This window comes from Aeromonas sp. 160P, assembly GCF_055193095.1.
Window position 1 is genome coordinate 533978 of the sequence record NZ_JBUXKV010000001.1, and the last position, 16398, is coordinate 550375.

Below are 16398 nucleotides of genomic sequence, written 5' to 3' on the forward strand. Positions count from 1 at the left end.
AAGGCCAGTTTGCCAGCCCCGGGAAGGGCTGGCAAACGGCAGGTCATTACTTGCGTTACGCGCTGTGGCTCAGGCGTTCTTACTGGCGGGCTCGGTGGACGGCTGGAACTGGTTAATCATCCGCAACGCCTCCAGCATCCGCTGGTTGAAGCTGGTGAAGCGATCAATCTGCAGCGGATCCTCTTCCCCTCTCGCGGCCAGCACGGCAGGGGTCAGCGCCTGTTGTTGGGATGCTGGCAGCAGGGTATCTGCCTGTTTCTGTACCTGATCCAGCTTGGGCAGGTAGTCAGCAAACGGCTTGATCAGATCCTGCAGGGAGTGCGCCCCCTGGTAGGTCTGGCTCAGCTTGACGCTCTGCTTGAGCTTGAGGGAATAAGAGGCCAGCTGGCTGTCATCCAGTTTCAGCTCGCTCGCCTTATCCAGCAGATCTTCGAAGTTGCCGGAGAAGAAATTACCGGCCAGCTCGTCGATCCCCTTGACCAGCTTGCCGATGGACTCCATCTCATCGCTGCTGAGATCCCCCTCCAGCGAGAAGCTGAAGCTCTGGCTCGACTTGAGGCTGAACTGGCTGCCGCTCTCACTGCTCTGGGACTTGCTCTGCCAAGTGTCGTTGAAGCGCAGCACCACCTTGTCGCCATCCTTGGTCTGGATCTCCAGGTAGCCCTGCTGGCGGCTGGCCATCTCGGCCGCCCCCATGTCGGTCGGGGAGACTTTGCCGAAGAACTCCTTCTCGAACTCGTCGAGCCCCTTCTGGATCAACTTGTAGCTCTGATCGATACCGGTCTTGATATCCTCATTGTCGGTGGCCCAGTCACCGAGCTGCTTGCGGGCATCACCGAACCCCTTGTCGACCCCTTTGCGCGCCTGCTCCATCATGCCGGTCAGATCCTCATCGGATTTGCCATCGGCCCGTGCAGCGCCAAGTCGGCCAGTGACAAACTGCAGCACGTTGTCCGCCACCGACTGAAAGTCGAACAGGGTCTCCGGCGTGATCACCTCCGGCTCCTGCACCTTGGGCGCCTTATAACCCTGGCCATTGATCTCCAGCGAGAACTGCAGCGCCTGCTGGATCAGCACCTGCGCCCATTTGGGCGGCTTGTGTAAAGAGACCTCTTCCTCGCGACTCAGTGGTTTTGACTCTGCCTGTTGCGGCGTTTTGGGAGAGACACCCACTCCCTTGGGTTGGGCTGCGCCCATGCCTTCGATCTGCATAATGTGTCCTCCCACCATGCTTGTAGATCTACTATCGGCCTGACTGAACACTTCTTGACCACAAAATACTGGACAATCTACTGCGGCCTTTTAAAATCCACACCCTTTGGGTGGCCTGTTGCCTTCCCCCGATTTCGATCCGGCCTGGCCGGTGTGCATGTGAGGTATATCATGACCCAATCCCAACGGGCTGACGCAGATTCTGTGGCGCCAAGAACCCCTGCCGACTATCAGGCCCAGCTCGCCGAAAAGAGTGCTCGCCTCACCGAGCTGTTTGCCGGATTCACCCTCCCGGCGCTGGAGGTTCATGCCTCACCGGCAGAGTACTACCGGATGCGGGCCGAATTTCGCATCTGGCATGAGGGGGATGATCTCTTCCACTGCATGTATGCCCCGGCAACCAAAGAGATTATTCGGGTTGAGCACTTCCCGACCGCCAGCCGCCTGATCAATCAGCTGATGCCGGTACTGCTGGAGGGGCTGCGCCCCCATCCGGTGCTGCGCCGCAAGCTGTTCCAGATCGACTACCTGTCGACCCAATCCGGCCAGCTCATCGTCAGCCTGCTCTATCACCGCAAGCTGGAAGCCGAGTGGCAGCAGGTCGCCGAGACGCTGCAAGCCGACCTGCGCGCCCAAGGGTTTGATCTGCGGCTGATTGGCCGGGCGCACAAACAGAAAATCGCTCTGGGCGATGACTTTGTCATCGAGCAGCTCAATGTGGCAGGCCGCCAGCTCACCTACAAGCAGGTGGAGAACAGCTTCACCCAGCCCAACGCCGTCATCAATGAACAGATGCTGGCCTGGGCGCTGGCTGTGACCAAGGGGAGCGAAGGGGATCTGCTGGAGCTCTATTGCGGCAACGGCAACTTCTCCATCGCGCTGGCGCAGAACTTCCGCAAGGTGCTGGCCACCGAGATCGCCAAGCCGAGCGTCGACTCCGCCCAGTTCAACATCGCGGCCAATGGCATCGACAACCTGATCATCCTGCGCATGTCAGCCGAGGAGTTCACCATGGCGATGCGCGGCGAGCGGGAGTTCAACCGCCTCAAGGGGGTCGACCTCCAGAGCTACCAGTGCAACACCATCTTCGTCGACCCGCCCCGCGCCGGTCTCGACGATGCCACCGTCAAGCTGGTGCAGGAGTACGACAACATCCTCTACATCTCCTGCAACCCCGAGACTCTGCAGGCCAACATGGCGGTATTGGGTGAAACCCACGAGATCGCCCGTTTCGCCCTGTTCGACCAGTTCCCCTGGACCCATCATATGGAAGCCGGGGTCTATCTGCGCCGCAAGGCCGGTTGATTCAAGCAGACGAAAAACAAAAACAGGGCCGCATGGCCCTGTTTTGCTATCTGGTCGCTCGCCGCCAAAAAGGGGCGCCCGCTTTGTTGTTATCTGGATGGTGAAGCTTGCAACACCCGTTGCCGAATGATGTGGGTAACCCCTTGTTCATCATTACCCGGCGCGATAAAACGAGCTAATTTCTTAATTTCAGGGTGGGCATTGGCCATGGCATAACTGTGGTAGGTCTCTTTTAGCATTTCGACATCATTAAAAAAATCACCAAAGCTCATGCTCTGCTCGAAGTTGAAATCAAAAACAGTTCGCAGCTTTTTAATGGCCGCCCCTTTCGAGGCATCTTTGTGCATAAAATCGAGCCAAATTTCGCCGCTCACCACCACCTGATGGCTATCGCCAAAATGCGGGAATACCACCGGGTAAACATGCTGTTCAGCGCCATTGAAATTAAGCACGGCGACCTTGATAAACTCATCGTCAATTGCCAATAAATCATCCACTTGCACCAGTGAGTGATAATAGTTGTTCATTTCACCAAGGGCAGCCTGACAGGTTGTTTCGGTATAGGCGGTATGCTTGCCACACAACACCAGATGAGAGCCTGCGATTTGACGCACTGCGGTAATCATCTGATAGGCATCTTGCTGGTCAATCAGGCTGCTATGTAACTCGTTACCCTGATAAACCACATAAGTGCCATTTTCAGCAATAAATACCATCTGGTCTTTGATGGGCGAAAAAATATCCAGCAAGCTGTGATATTGCCGACCCGAGGCTGCAGCAAACAGCACCCCCTGCTGTTGCAGCAGAGCGAATACTTCAAAAAAATCCACTGGCAACGCTTTCTGGCTATTTAATAAGGTGCCATCCATATCGACGGCAATAAACTTAATCTGCGTACTCACAAGCGCTCCTGTCGTCATTATTCATAAAAACATCGCAATAAAAATCAACGCAACCACATCCATGGCGGCACCCCTGAATGACGGCCTCAAGTCTACTGCTGTTAGCTGCCAATGCAGGAGGGGCAAATCTTGAGTGACCACCGAACCAGTGGCAAACGGCGCAATAGTCACCATCGAGGTGAGCGAAGATAAACTCAGCGGGAATGCTTGTCACTTGAGTCGCGATTTTTTATCAATAACGGCGGGGGGCTGGTGAAGTCTTGCGGGGCGTGCCATTGAGACGATTGGCGGGGAAAATGGGTGGCTCACCCTGACGGTGAGCCACGGCCATTACTTCTTCTTGGCGTACTTCATGGAGTCCAGCGCCACCGCCAGAATGATGATGCCGCCCTTGATGATGAATTGCCAGTAAGGGCTGACCCCGATATAGGTCAAACCGTAGTTGATCAGGGTGAAGATAAGCACGCCGGTGATCACACCCGCGACTGTCCCTACCCCGCCGGCAAACGACACGCCACCCACCACGCAGGCCGCGATGGCATCCAGCTCATACATGAAGCCGAGGTTGTTGGTGGCACTGCCGACCCGACCCGCTTCCAGCATGCCGCCAAAGGCGTAGAACACACCCGCCAGCGCATAGATCATCACCAGATTGACCGCCACGTTGACGCCGGAGACCTTGGCTGCCTCGGGGTTGCCACCGATGGCGAAGATGTTTTTGCCAAAGCGAGTCTTGTTCCACAGCACCCAGACAAAGACGCTGGCGATGGCCGCATAGAAGGTGAGGTACGAGAGCTTGAATCCTCCTATCCGGATAAACCCTTGGGCAAAGCTGGAGAAGCGGGGATCAAACCCGGCCACCGGCGAAGCGCCCACCGAGTCAAAGTAGAGGGAGTTGATGCCGTAGACGATGATCATGGTGCCCAGGGTGGTAATGAACGGGGTGACGTTCAGGTAGGCCACGATCAAACCGTTGACTAGGCCGATCAACGCCCCCACCGCACACACCAGCAGGATCACCACCGGAATGGGCACCTCCCCCAGCGTCGGGAACACCTTGTTGACGTTGGTCAGCGCCTGCAACATGGTCGCCGCAATCAGCGCCGCCAGACCGACCTGACGACCGGCCGACAGATCCGTGCCCTGAGTGATGATGATGCCCGCCACCCCCAGCGCTATGATGACCCGCACCGAGGACTGGGTCAGAATGTTGCTGAAGTTAGTGAGGCTGAGGAAGGAGGGCTCCTGGATCACGATGACCATGAGCAGCACCAGCAGCACCAGATAGATGGCGTTTTCCTTGAGCGCCTGCATCAGATTGAAATTTTTAGCCGACTCCATAAATGTCTTCCTGTCTCTAGAGGTACAGAGATGCCAGGCGCAGTATCTCGCTCTGGTCAGTTTCTTTGGTATTGACGATCCCGGCGACCCGACCATTGCTCATCACCATGATGCGGTCGGTGATCCCCAGCAATTCCGGCATCTCTGACGAGATGATGATGATCCCCTTGTCCTTTTTCGCCAGCTCCAGGATCAACTGGTAGATCTCGAACTTGGCCCCCACGTCGATGCCGCGGGTTGGCTCATCGAGCATCAGGATCTCCGGCTGGGTCAGCAGCCAGCGACCGATGATCACCTTCTGCTGGTTGCCCCCGGAGAGGGAACCTATCTGGGTCTGCTGAGTTGGCGTCTTGACCCGCATGGAGTCGATAACCCACTGGGTATCGCTCTTCATCTTGTTGTCGCTGAGCAGCCCCATGGAACCTTTGTAGCTGTCCATATTGGCGATCAGGGAGTTGAAGGCGATGTCGAGACGGGAGTAGATACCGGTGGAGCGACGCTCTTCCGTCACCAGCGCAAAGCCGTTACGGATCGCTTCGTGGGCGTTGTGGTTGGCCACCTCTTTGCCATGCAGCTTGATGCTGCCCTGGCTGCGATCGCGGATACCAAACAGGGTCTCGACGATATCGGTGCGCTTGGCCCCCACCAGCCCGGCGATGCCGAGGATCTCCCCCTTGTGCAGGTTGAAGGTCACGTCCTGAATCGAGGGTTGGTTCTTCGCCGTCAGGTGTTCGATCTCGAGGATCACCTCCTGCGGCTGGTTGGTTTTTTCCGGGAAGCGCTGGGTCAGTTCACGGCCGACCATCATGCCGATGATCTGATCCATGGTCATGCCCTTGAGCGGCCGGGTTGCCACCCACTGGCCATCGCGCAATATGGTAATCTCGTCACAGAGCTGGAAGATCTCCTCCATCTTGTGAGAGATGTAGACGATGCCGCACCCCTTGTCCTTCAACTTGTTGATGATCTTGAAGAGGTGATTCACCTCTTTCTCGGTCAGGGAGGAGGTGGGCTCGTCCATGATGACGATCTTGGCATCGTAGGAGAACGCCTTGGCGATCTCGATCATCTGCATCTGGGAGACCGACAGGGTCGCGACCTTCACCTTGGGATCGATATCGATATCGAGCTCGTCGAAGATGCGCTTGGTGTCGTCATACATCTTGCCGTGGTCGATGAACCACCCCTTGGTGGGGTAGCGACCGAGCCACATGTTGTCCATCACGGTACGCTGCAACACCAGGTTGAGCTCCTGATGCACCATGGAGACGCCATTTTCCAGCGCCTGCTTGGAGGAGCTGAAGTTGATCTCCTGCCCCTTGAAGAAGATTTTGCCCTGATCCTTCTCGTAAATGCCGAACAGGCACTTGAGCAGGGTGGATTTTCCCGCACCATTCTCGCCCATCAACGCATGCACAGAATGAGGACGGACCCGTAAATTGACATTATCGAGTGCCTTGACGCCGGGAAAGCTCTTACTGACGTCAATCATCTCCAACAGCCATTCTGATTGTTGCTGTGTTGTCATATCAGCCATCACATCTGGTGGAAAAAAGGGCAAGGGGATCGCCCTTGCCCTGGAGGGGGGAATTACTCGAATTGGGACAGGTTGTCTTTATCCACACCAACGTAGGCAACGCGCACCACCTTGTTGTCGATCTTCCAGTTGGTGCCTTCACCGGCCGCTTTGCCTTCAGCCAGGTTTTTGGTCAGCTCGAAGGTGGCTTTAGCTTGGTTGGCCGCATCGTTCAGCACGGTACCCGCCATGGCGCCGCTCTTGACCATGGCCAGCGCTTCCGGCAGCGCATCGACGCCGAACACCGGAATGGCGCTCTTACCCTGGGCTTTCAGTGACTCGACTGCGCCCATTGCCATACCGTCGTTATTGGCGATGACCACTTCGATCTTGTTGGCGTTGGGGCCGGAGATCCAGGCATCCATCTTGTCTTTGGCCATGGCGGTATCCCACATACCGGTATCCATGTGCAGCTGCTCGGTCTTGAAGCCGCCATCATTCAGGGTCTTGATGACATAGGAGGTACGGGCTTCTGCATCCGGGTGGCCCGGCTCGCCCTTGAGCAGCACGAACTGGATCACGCCATCCTTGTTCAGATCCCACTCCGGATGGGCTTTCCAATGTTTGGCAATCAGCTGACCCTGGATGATCCCTGACTCCTTGGAGTCGGTACCCACATAGTAGGCCTTGTCATAGCTGGCCAGATCGGTAGCACTCGGCTCCTTGTTGTAGAACACCACCGGGATATCTTCGCCGCGGGCCTTCTCGATCACCACAGGGGCCGCCGCCGGGTCAACCAGGTTGATGGCCAGTGCTTTCACCCCTTTGGCCAGCAGCACGTCGATCTGGTCGTTCTGCTTGGACTGGTCATTCTGGGAGTCGTTCATCAGCAGCTCTACACCCGGATTGGCTGCCGCTTCCTTCTCGATGGCCTTGCGCACGACCGCCATGAAGTTGTCATCGTATTTGTAGACAGTTACCCCGATGCGGGTGTCAGCCTGGGCATTGGCACCAGCCATCATGCCCATCAGCAGGGCGGCAACTGTGGTCAGTTTTTTCATTATGTGTGCTCCGATGTATCTATCTGTGTTGTAGGGTGGCGAGCAATTGAACAATCGCCAAGTAATGTAATCAGTTTGTTGTCATTTCTTCTGTGATCGTGACGACAAAATGAAAACGATTACACTCTGTTACAATGCATCTTTTTATTTATTTTTCAAATGCATACAAACAAAAGCAAGATTTGAGACTCAAAAAAACCTCTGCATCGTGGCCAGTCGTTACCGGCCTGTTGTCAAAACGGTTCAACGAAAGGTGCAAACCCAGCGGTAACCGCGTGCAAGCAACTGATACTCTGGCCGCACGCTCTGACTCCAGGAGTCATCACCCCCCACTCCCATGTGGGCGCCATCGAGGCAGACCCACAGCCCCTCTTCGGCCACCAGATCGCTCTGATGACGGGCGGCCGCCAGCTGTTGCTGGCTGAAACGGCTGGCACTGAAATGAAACGCCCCGCTCACCGTCATGCTGCCCAGCTGCAGCTGGCGGGTATCGCAGCGCAAGCCGTTGTCGCTCGGGAAAACATAAGGGGTGTGCATGGCCTCCAGCGGCAGGCTCCAGCGCCCCAGATCGGCGCCCAGCAGGCGATCCGGATAGTTCTCGTGAGGGCCACGGCCAAGCCATTCGGCTCGCGCCGGTACCTCGGCCAGATGGATCAGCAAGCCGATCCGGGGCAACGAAGGCAGCGCCTGCGCCAGCTCGGTCTCTATCTCCAGCCTCATGGCGCCGTCGTCGGCAAAGCGGTGATGCCAGTGACTCACCAGCAGCAGCTCATCGTGGTGGAAGTAGCCGTGACTGACCCGGATATCCCCTCCGGCGACCGTGATCCCCAAACAGCGGTGCTGCCACTGGCCAAGGCCGCAACCCTGCCAGCGGGCAAGCCAGGAGTTGGGGTCGGCGTGATCCGCTTCGCTGGTGCCGATGTCGTTGTCGAGCGGCGCCCGGTAGAAGTGATCAATCACCGGGGCCAGCAGTTGCTCCTGCCCCGATTTTTGCCAACTGGTGATCCGGCCACTCTGCTTGTCGAGCCGCCACTGACTGTTTGCGGCGCTGACTAGCCAGCACTCCGGCTGCTCGGTCAGGGTAGCGGCAGCGGCGGGAGCTGGCAGAGCGAGAGGGGTCGGCAGGGTGAACTGCTGGCGGGCGACCTTGTGACCCTCCTGTGACCAGAGGGTGGCCTGTGGCTGAACTATGGCCAGATCGAGCCAGGCCAGTGCGCCTGCCGCAAAGCCGGGCTGCGTCTCGCTCAGGGTCAACTCGATTACCCCTTGCGGCGCCAGCGTGAGGGAAACCTCCCCCTGCTGCAGCACATGGCCGTTCTCGCACAGCTGCCAGTAAAGCCGCTCGTTATCGGTAGCGCGGAACAGGTACTCGCTCTCGATCCGCACCCGCAGCGGGGTGTGCTCAAGCAGGGTGAAGCGAAACGGCTGCTGGGCGCGCTTTGCCTCAAACAGGGCGGGATGGGGGGTGCGATCCGGGAACAGCAGGCCGTTGCAGCAGAACTGGCGATCGTTTTGCAGATCGCCAAAATCACCGCCATAACCCCAGTAGTGGCGGCCATCGCTGGTGTATTTGTCGAGCCCCTGATCGACCCAATCCCAGACAAACCCGCCTTGCAGACGTGGATGATCGCGAAACGCCTGCCAGTAGTGGGCGTAGCCCCCCAGGCTGTTGCCCATGGCGTGGGCATATTCGCAGAGGATCAGCGGCCGGTGCTCACCGGGCAGGCCGATCCACTTGGCCAGCGCCCACTTGGGCACCGCCGGGAAGGGTTGATCCTGATGGGTTCTGGCATACATGGGGCAGATGATGTCGGTGGCCGGAGTATCGGCCCCGCCCCCCTCGTACTGCACCGGACGGCTCGGGTCGCGGCGCTTGATCCAGCCATACATGGCATCGTGGGCCGGGCCGTAACCCGACTCGTTGCCCAGCGACCAGATGATGATCGAGGGGTGGTTGAAATCCCGTGCCACCATGCGGGTCGCCCGCTCCAGAAAGGCGTTGCTCCAGGCGGGATCCCGCGCCAGCCGCCCCATCGGGGTCATGCCGTGGGTCTCCAGATTCGCCTCATCCACCACATAGAGGCCGAGCCGATCGCAGAGGCGATAGAAGTCGGGATGGTTGGGGTAGTGGGAGCAGCGCACCGCATTGAAGTTGTGCCGCTTCATCAGCAGCAGATCCCGCTCCATGGTGGCGCGATCGATGGCATACCCCTTGGCGGGATGGTGTTCATGACGGTTGGCACCGCGAATAAGCAGCGGCTGACCGTTGACCCGCAGCAGGCCACCACGGATCTCCACCACCCGAAAGCCCACATCGCACCCCTCGCACTCTATGGTCTGGCCTTGCTCGTCCAGTAAGGTCAGGGTCAGGCGATAGAGATGGGGCGTCTCGGCGCTCCATTGGTGCGGCGCCGCCACATCGAGCGTCAGCTCGGCGCGATCGTCGTAAGCCCCTTTCTCGTCAATGGCTTGGGTGCCGATCGGCTGGCGCAGGGTCGCTACCCGCTCGCTGCCGTCATAAAGATTGGCCTCCACCGACAGACAGGCCCCATTGGCCACCTGCAGTGCGATCTTGAGGCGGCCATCCCGATAGCAGGCATCCAGCTCGGGGGTGACCCGGATATCCATCAGATGGCGGGCCGGTTTGTGCAACAGACTGACGGAGCGGAAGATCCCCGACAGCCACCACATATCCTGATCTTCCAGATAGGAGCCATCGGACCAGCGCAGCACCAGCACCGCCAGCCGGTTGCGACCGGCGTGCAGATAAGGGGTCAGATCAAACTCGGCGGGCAGGCGGCTGTCCTGGGAGTAACCTACCCAGTGGCCGTTGCAGAAGAGATAGAAGGCGCTGCTCACCCCGTCGAAAATGATCCGGCTCTGGCCACCGGCCAGCCAGTCGGCAGGCAGCTCAAACTCGCGGGAGTAGCAGCCGGTGGGGTTCTCGGTCGGTACCCGCGGCGGATCGCAGGGAAAGGGGTATTTGATATTGGTGTAGATGGGGCCATCGGTGAGCGGCCGCGCTGCCGGGTGGGCGGCATCCAACTGCCAGTTGCCCGGCACGGTAATGGGGGTGGCATCCGCCAGATCCTGCGCCAGCCAGCTCTCGGGCACCCGCTCGGGGGCGGCAAAGAAGGAGAAGCGCCACTCACCATCGAGCAAGAGACGGGAGGAAGAGGCCCGATCATCTCTGGCATCCGCCGCGCTGCGCCAGCTGAACATGGGGGTATGGGCAGCCAGCCGGTTTACCGACGTAATCGCTTGGGTCTGCCAATCCTGACGCGCCACTATCTCCCTCAACATTCACTCTCTCCCCGCAGATTAGAAAACGTATGCAGTCTAGAGAAATATGGCGCAGGGAACGGCGATCTCGCTCACACAGATGTAAACGATTACACTCGTTTTGTTAAGTAAAACGGAGTAAAAATGATTAAAAACCAGTAAAACAATAAACAGGCAGGAAATGGCCCCGAACAGGGCCACAACAGGGGGCTATCCGGCCCGAACCGGTGCCACCGAGTGACGATTGATCAGCGTAGGGGTATAGATCCGGCTCTGGGTCGCCTCACTCTCCCCTGCCGCCAGCTGAATCGCCAGCTTGGCCGCCTGGGCCGCCATCAATTCGATGGGGTAGCGCATGGTTGAGAGTTTGGGTCTCAGGTATCTGGCATAGATGATGTCATCGAAGCCCACTACCGAGACCTCTTCCGGCACCCGCAGACCGTTATCTGCCAACACCGAGATAACACCGGCGGCCATGGCATCGTTATAGGCCACCACGGCGGTCACCTTGAGCCCCTTGGCCAGCAGGTTGAGCATGGCGCGCTCGCCACCCTCCTCGTTGGGCGTGCCGCTCTCGATCAGCTCCGCATCGGCAGCCAAACCCGCCGCCATCAGCCCGTCCTGATAGCCTTGCAGGCGCAAGGTGGCATCTTCGATGGCGTGATCCGAGCTGATAAAGGCGATATGGCGGTGGCCCAAGTCAATCAGATGACGGGTCGCGGTAGCCGCCCCCAGCCGGTTATTGAGGGAGATACAGCGCCCCTTGAGGGCTGGAATATCGCGGTTAATCAGCACCATACCCGGCACCCGATTGGCGTAGTCGCAAAGCACCTCGTCACTGAGGGCCTTGCTGTGCACCACCAGCGCCTCGCAGCGCTTGCCGATCAGCAGCTCGATCGCTTCGCGCTCCTGACGAGCCTTGTGAAAACCGTTACCCATCAGCAGATGCAGGTTCTGCTCTACCGCTACCGCCGAGACCCCCTTTACCAGTGCACCAAAGAAGGGATCCGCCACGTCTCCGACCACCACTCCCATGGTGTCGCAAGTCTGGCTCACCAGCGCCCGCGCGTTAGCGTTGGGGGTGTAGCCCAGCTCGGCCATGGCCTTCTGCACCACCTCGCGAGAAGCGGCACTGGCCTTGGGTGAGTTGTTCATCACCCGTGAAACCGTTGCCACTGACACATTGGCCAAACGGGCGACATCCTTGATGGTGCTCATGCTGTTTTCACTCATTTCACAGTGCAATAGAGCTGCATTATAACCAGCAAACCCTTTAAAAACAGTGATGAAGAACATATGTGCGGCTATGGCTATTTTGAAAAGAGTGTAATCGTTTACACAATTTTGCAAGCAAGTTCACAGTTTGCTCGCCCCCCCCTCGCTAGACTCCTTCCAGACACGTTTTCAGTGGAGAGCAAGATGAACGTTCTGGTCACCGGCGGCTGCGGATATATCGGCAGCCATACCTGTTTGGCCCTGCAAGCGGCAGGCATGAATCCCGTGGTGGTCGACAACCTCGGCAACAGCAAGGGCAGTGTGCTGACGCGGATTGCCGCCATCAGCGGTCAGGAGCCCGCATTCTATCAAGGGGATATTCGCGATCCCGCCCTGCTGGACCGGATCTTTGCCGAACAGCAGATCGATGCGGTGATCCATTTTGCCGCCCTGAAAGCGGTCGGTGAATCGACCCGCATTCCACTGGATTACTACGAGAACAACCTCGGCGGCACCCTCATCCTGCTGCAGGCGATGAAACGGGCTGGCGTGCACAATCTGGTGTTCAGCTCCTCGGCTACCGTCTATGGCGATCCAGCCTGCCTGCCGATCCGCGAGGATTTCCCCCGCAGCGCCACCAACCCCTACGGACGATCCAAGCTGATCATCGAGGAGATCCTCGAAGATCTGCAGCTGGCCGAGCCCCACTGGAGCATGACCCTGCTGCGCTACTTCAATCCGGTCGGCGCCCACGAGTCGGGCACCATGGGGGAAGACCCCCAGGGCATCCCCAACAATCTCATGCCATTTTTGACCCAGGTGGCCATCGGCCGTCGCGACTGCCTGTCGGTCTTTGGAAACGATTACCCCACCCCGGACGGCACCGGTGTGCGCGACTACATCCATGTGATGGATCTCGCCGAGGGGCACGTCAAGGCACTGCAGCACTGCGTCGGCAAGGGTGGCGTGCACAGCTACAACCTGGGCACAGGTCAGGGCCAGAGCGTGTTGCAGCTGGTCGCCGCTTTCTCCAATGCTTGCGGCAAGCCGCTGCCGTTTCGCATCGAGCCAAGACGCGCGGGCGACATCGCCGCCTGCTGGGCCGACCCGGCCAAGGCAGAGCGCGATCTGGGCTGGCAGGCGACCCGGAATATCGACGCCATGTGCGCCGACAGCTGGCGCTGGCAATCGGCCAATCCGAATGGTTACGAGGAGTAGGCACTCCTGCGCCCCGTTAATAAACGACTCTTTTTTCAATATCTTATTCAGGAGAGATGATGTTCAACCCCGTCGATCATCCCCATCGCCGCTTCAACCCGCTGACCGGCCAGTATGTGCTGGTCTCCCCCCACCGGGCCAAACGCCCCTGGCAGGGACAGGTGGAGAAGGTGAGTCAGGCCCCCAAACAGGCCCACGATCCCGACTGCTTCCTCTGCGCCGGCAACACCCGGGTCACCGGTGACACCAATCCCGACTACAAGGGCACCTTCGTCTTTACCAACGACTTCGCCGCCCTGATGCAGGATACCCCGGCCGCAGACAACGCGGGCGACCCCCTGCTCAAACTGGAAGCCGCCCGTGGCACCAGCCGGGTCATCTGCTTCTCGCCGGATCACGGCAAGACCCTGCCCGAGCTGCCGCTGCCCGCTATCGAGGGGGTGATCACCACCTGGATGGATCAGGTCGCCGAGCTGTCAGCCCAGTGGCAGTGGGTGCAGGTCTTTGAAAACAAAGGGGCCGTCATGGGCTGCTCCAACCCGCACCCCCACGGCCAGCTGTGGGGCAGCGACTTCCTGCCCAACGAGATCGCCCGCGAAGAGCAGCACCAGCGCGACTGGCTGGCCGAGCATGGCCGCCCCATGCTGCTCGAATATGTGGAGCGGGAGCTGGCGGATCGCTCGCGCATCGTGGTGGAGACCGAGCACTGGCTCGCGGTGGTCCCCTTCTGGGCCGCCTGGCCGTTTGAAACCCTGCTGCTGCCCAAGGCGCACGTCCCCTCCATGTTGAACCTGACCAAGGCCCAGCAACAGGATCTGGCAGTAGCGCTCAAGGAGCTCACCAGCCGTTACGACAACCTGTTCGAGTGCAGCTTCCCCTACTCCATGGGCTGGCACTTTGCACCGCCCAAATCGGATTGCCCCGAAGCGTGGCAGCTACACGCCCACTTCTACCCGCCGCTGCTGCGCTCCGCCACCGTGCGCAAATTCATGGTCGGCTTCGAGATGCTGGCAGAGACCCAGCGCGACCTTACCCCCGAGCAGGCCGCCGAGCGGCTGCGTGCCCTGAGCCCCATTCACTACAACCAGACCAGCCAAACCAATGAGGAGGCCCTATGACCCCCAGCCAACGCGTCAGCACCGTTTTTGCCGAGCAATTTGCCAAAAAGCCCGATCTGCTGGTGCGCGCCCCCGGTCGCGTCAACCTCATAGGTGAACACACCGACTACAACGACGGCTTCGTGCTGCCTTGCGCCATCGACTACGAGACCTGCGTCGCCATCGGCCTGCGCGATGACCAGTTAGTGCAGGTGATCGCTGCCGACTATGACAACCAGCGCGACCAGTTCGATCTCGACCAGCCCATCGAGCATCACCCTGACCAGCGCTGGAGCGACTATATCCGCGGCGTGGTGAAATACCTGCAAGCCCGTGGTCATGCCCTGCGCGGCCTTGATCTGGTGGTCTCCGGCAACGTGCCGCAAGGTGCGGGCCTCTCCTCCTCCGCCTCGCTGGAAGTGGCGATCGGTCAGGCCTTCAAAGAGGCACTGGGGCTCGACATCAGCCAGGCGGAGATCGCCCTCAACGGCCAGCAGGCGGAGAACAAGTTCGTCGGCTGTAACTGCGGCATCATGGACCAGATGATCTCTGCCAGCGGCAAGAGCGACCACGCCCTGCTGCTCGACTGCCGCTCGCTGGAGACCCGCCTAATCCCCATGCCGACGGATCTGGCGGTGCTGATCGTCAACTCCAACATGCGCCGCGGTCTGGTAGACAGCGAATACAACACCCGTCGCCAACAGTGTGAAACGGCCGCCCGTCACTACGGGGTCAAGGCGCTGCGCGACCTCGATCTGGCTGGTCTGGAAGCGGGCAAAGTCGGGCTGGATGAGGAGTGCTACCGCCGCGCCCGCCACGTGGTCGGCGAAAACGCCCGCACCCTGGCGGCGGCCGATGCGCTGGCCAGCCACGATCTGGCCCGCCTCGGCGAGCTGATGGCCGAATCACACGCCGCCATGCGCGATGACTTCGAGATCACAGTTCCCGCCATCGACGGTCTGGTGGAGATCATCAAGGCCAGGATCGGCACCGATGGCGGCGTGCGGATGACCGGTGGCGGCTTCGGCGGCTGCGTGGTCGCCCTGCTGCGTCCGGAAAAAGTGGCCGAGGTGATCGCCGCCGTCGAGGCGGAGTATCCGGCCCTCTCCGGCCGCAAGGCCGACTGCTACGTCTGCCGCGCCAGCGCGGGGGCGGGAAAACTATGAGTCCATTTATGATGCAGGCCGACGGCTACGTCTGCCGGATCGGCAACACAGGTGCAGGCAAGTTATGAGCAGCGCTATGACCCCATTCGAGCTGGAAAACGAGGAGGGGCTGCGCCTGCGCGGCCTCGATTTTGGCGCCACCCTCACCTCCCTCACCCTGCCGGTAGCGGGTCAGCGCCGTGAAGTGCTGCTGGGCTGTGCCGACGACGCCTATCCCACCCAACAGGTGTGGCTGGGTGCGGTGGCGGGCCGCTTTGCCAACCGCATTGGCGGCGCCGAGCTGGCGCGCGATGGCGAGCGCTGGTCGCTGGATGCCAATCAGGCGCCCAACTGCCTGCATGGCGGGCAGGCAGGCTTTCATCGCCAGCGCTGGCAGATCAAGGAGCTGGAAGCGGATCGGGTCAAGCTGGCGTTGCTCTCCCGAGCGGGAGATCAGGGCTTTCCCGGCAATCTGCGGGTGACCCTGGAGTACCGGCTGGAGCAGAGCGATCTGGTGGTCGATTTTATGGCCAGCACGGATGCGGTGACCCCGGTCAGCCTCACCAGCCACGCCTACTTCAATCTCGATGGGCAAGCCGATGGCGGCGATGTGCGTGACCACCTCATCAGCATCAATGCCGACCACTTCCTGCCCAGCGACCCGAGCGGTCTGCCGATCGCCATCACTCCGGTGGAGGGGCCATTCGATCTGCGCCGCCAGCGCCTTGTCGGGCAGGATTGGTTGAGCCATCCCCAGCAGCAACAGGCCAAGGGGTACGATCATGCGTTTCTGCTCAACGGCCCGGCACAGGAGTGGGCAGCCCGGGTGGTGTCGGGCGACAAGCAGCTGGCGATGGAGGTCTACACCAACCAGCCTTCGCTGCAGTTTTACACCGGCAACTGGCTGACCAATACCCCGAACCGCAGCGGCCAATCGCACCGGGATCACGACGGCTTCTGTCTTGAGGCGCAACAGCTGCCGGACAGCCCCAATCGACCCGAGCTGGGCAACCCCTGGCTGCTACCGGGCGGGCGTTATCACCACCAGACCCGCTACCGCTTTATCCGCGACTGACTTAAAGGTTTCACGATTTTTACATAGCC

General features: G+C 59.8%; 12 protein-coding genes. 5 read left to right on the forward strand and 7 right to left on the reverse strand.

Translation table 11 applies throughout. From position 1 onward, the window contains the following. Positions 1–69 precede the first annotated feature (69 nt). The gene (locus tag ACY8FN_RS02610; protein ID WP_463099150.1) at positions 70–1212 is read right to left on the reverse strand and encodes a DUF5610 domain-containing protein; all 1143 of its coding nucleotides are present in this window, start codon (positions 1210–1212) and stop codon (positions 70–72) included. 171 nt (positions 1213–1383) lie between these two features. Here ACY8FN_RS02610 and trmA point away from each other — a divergent pair, with 171 nt between their 5' ends. Next, a complete protein-coding gene (gene trmA / locus ACY8FN_RS02615; protein ID WP_463099151.1) occupies positions 1384–2517 on the forward strand; it encodes a tRNA (uridine(54)-C5)-methyltransferase TrmA in 1134 nt (377 codons plus the stop codon). An 89-nt stretch (positions 2518–2606) separates the two neighbouring features. Here trmA and ACY8FN_RS02620 read toward each other — a convergent pair whose 3' ends face one another. The 6 genes from ACY8FN_RS02620 to ACY8FN_RS02645 form a co-directional block, all read right to left on the reverse strand. Further along, positions 2607–3419 (reverse strand): HAD family hydrolase, encoded by an 813-nt coding sequence (locus ACY8FN_RS02620; RefSeq protein WP_463099152.1) that lies wholly within the window; start codon positions 3417–3419, stop codon positions 2607–2609. 330 nt (positions 3420–3749) lie between these two features. Then, the gene (mglC, locus tag ACY8FN_RS02625; protein ID WP_042012355.1) at positions 3750–4760 is read right to left on the reverse strand and encodes a galactose/methyl galactoside ABC transporter permease MglC; all 1011 of its coding nucleotides are present in this window, start codon (positions 4758–4760) and stop codon (positions 3750–3752) included. 16 nt (positions 4761–4776) lie between these two features. Then, positions 4777–6297: a galactose/methyl galactoside ABC transporter ATP-binding protein MglA gene (gene mglA, locus ACY8FN_RS02630; protein WP_101318577.1), complete on the reverse strand. Its 1521-nt coding sequence runs from the start codon at positions 6295–6297 to the stop codon at positions 4777–4779. A gap of 53 nt (positions 6298–6350) precedes the next feature. Continuing rightward, entirely contained in the window at positions 6351–7337 is a 987-nt protein-coding gene (gene mglB, locus ACY8FN_RS02635; protein WP_042018362.1) for a galactose/glucose ABC transporter substrate-binding protein MglB, read from the reverse strand. A 243-nt stretch (positions 7338–7580) separates the two neighbouring features. After that, entirely contained in the window at positions 7581–10640 is a 3060-nt protein-coding gene (locus ACY8FN_RS02640) for a beta-galactosidase (protein WP_463099153.1), read from the reverse strand. A 189-nt stretch (positions 10641–10829) separates the two neighbouring features. Further along, positions 10830–11837, reverse strand: a complete 1008-nt coding sequence (locus ACY8FN_RS02645) for a substrate-binding domain-containing protein (RefSeq protein WP_042018364.1) — start codon at positions 11835–11837, stop codon at positions 10830–10832. A gap of 201 nt (positions 11838–12038) precedes the next feature. Between ACY8FN_RS02645 and galE the strand changes: the two genes are divergently transcribed. From galE to galM, 4 genes are all read left to right on the forward strand, one after another. Next, positions 12039–13052, forward strand: a complete 1014-nt coding sequence (gene galE / locus ACY8FN_RS02650; RefSeq protein ID WP_463099154.1) for a UDP-glucose 4-epimerase GalE — start codon at positions 12039–12041, stop codon at positions 13050–13052. Between the two features lie 59 nt (positions 13053–13111). After that, the gene (locus ACY8FN_RS02655) at positions 13112–14170 is read left to right on the forward strand and encodes a UDP-glucose--hexose-1-phosphate uridylyltransferase (protein ID WP_463099155.1); all 1059 of its coding nucleotides are present in this window, start codon (positions 13112–13114) and stop codon (positions 14168–14170) included. Further along, the gene (galK, locus tag ACY8FN_RS02660; protein ID WP_463099156.1) at positions 14167–15315 is read left to right on the forward strand and encodes a galactokinase; all 1149 of its coding nucleotides are present in this window, start codon (positions 14167–14169) and stop codon (positions 15313–15315) included. The genes ACY8FN_RS02655 and galK overlap by 4 nt, the downstream gene beginning before the upstream one ends. Before the next feature lie 64 nt (positions 15316–15379). Then, positions 15380–16369 (forward strand): galactose-1-epimerase, encoded by a 990-nt coding sequence (galM, locus tag ACY8FN_RS02665; RefSeq protein WP_463099157.1) that lies wholly within the window; start codon positions 15380–15382, stop codon positions 16367–16369. Positions 16370–16398 lie beyond the last annotated feature (29 nt).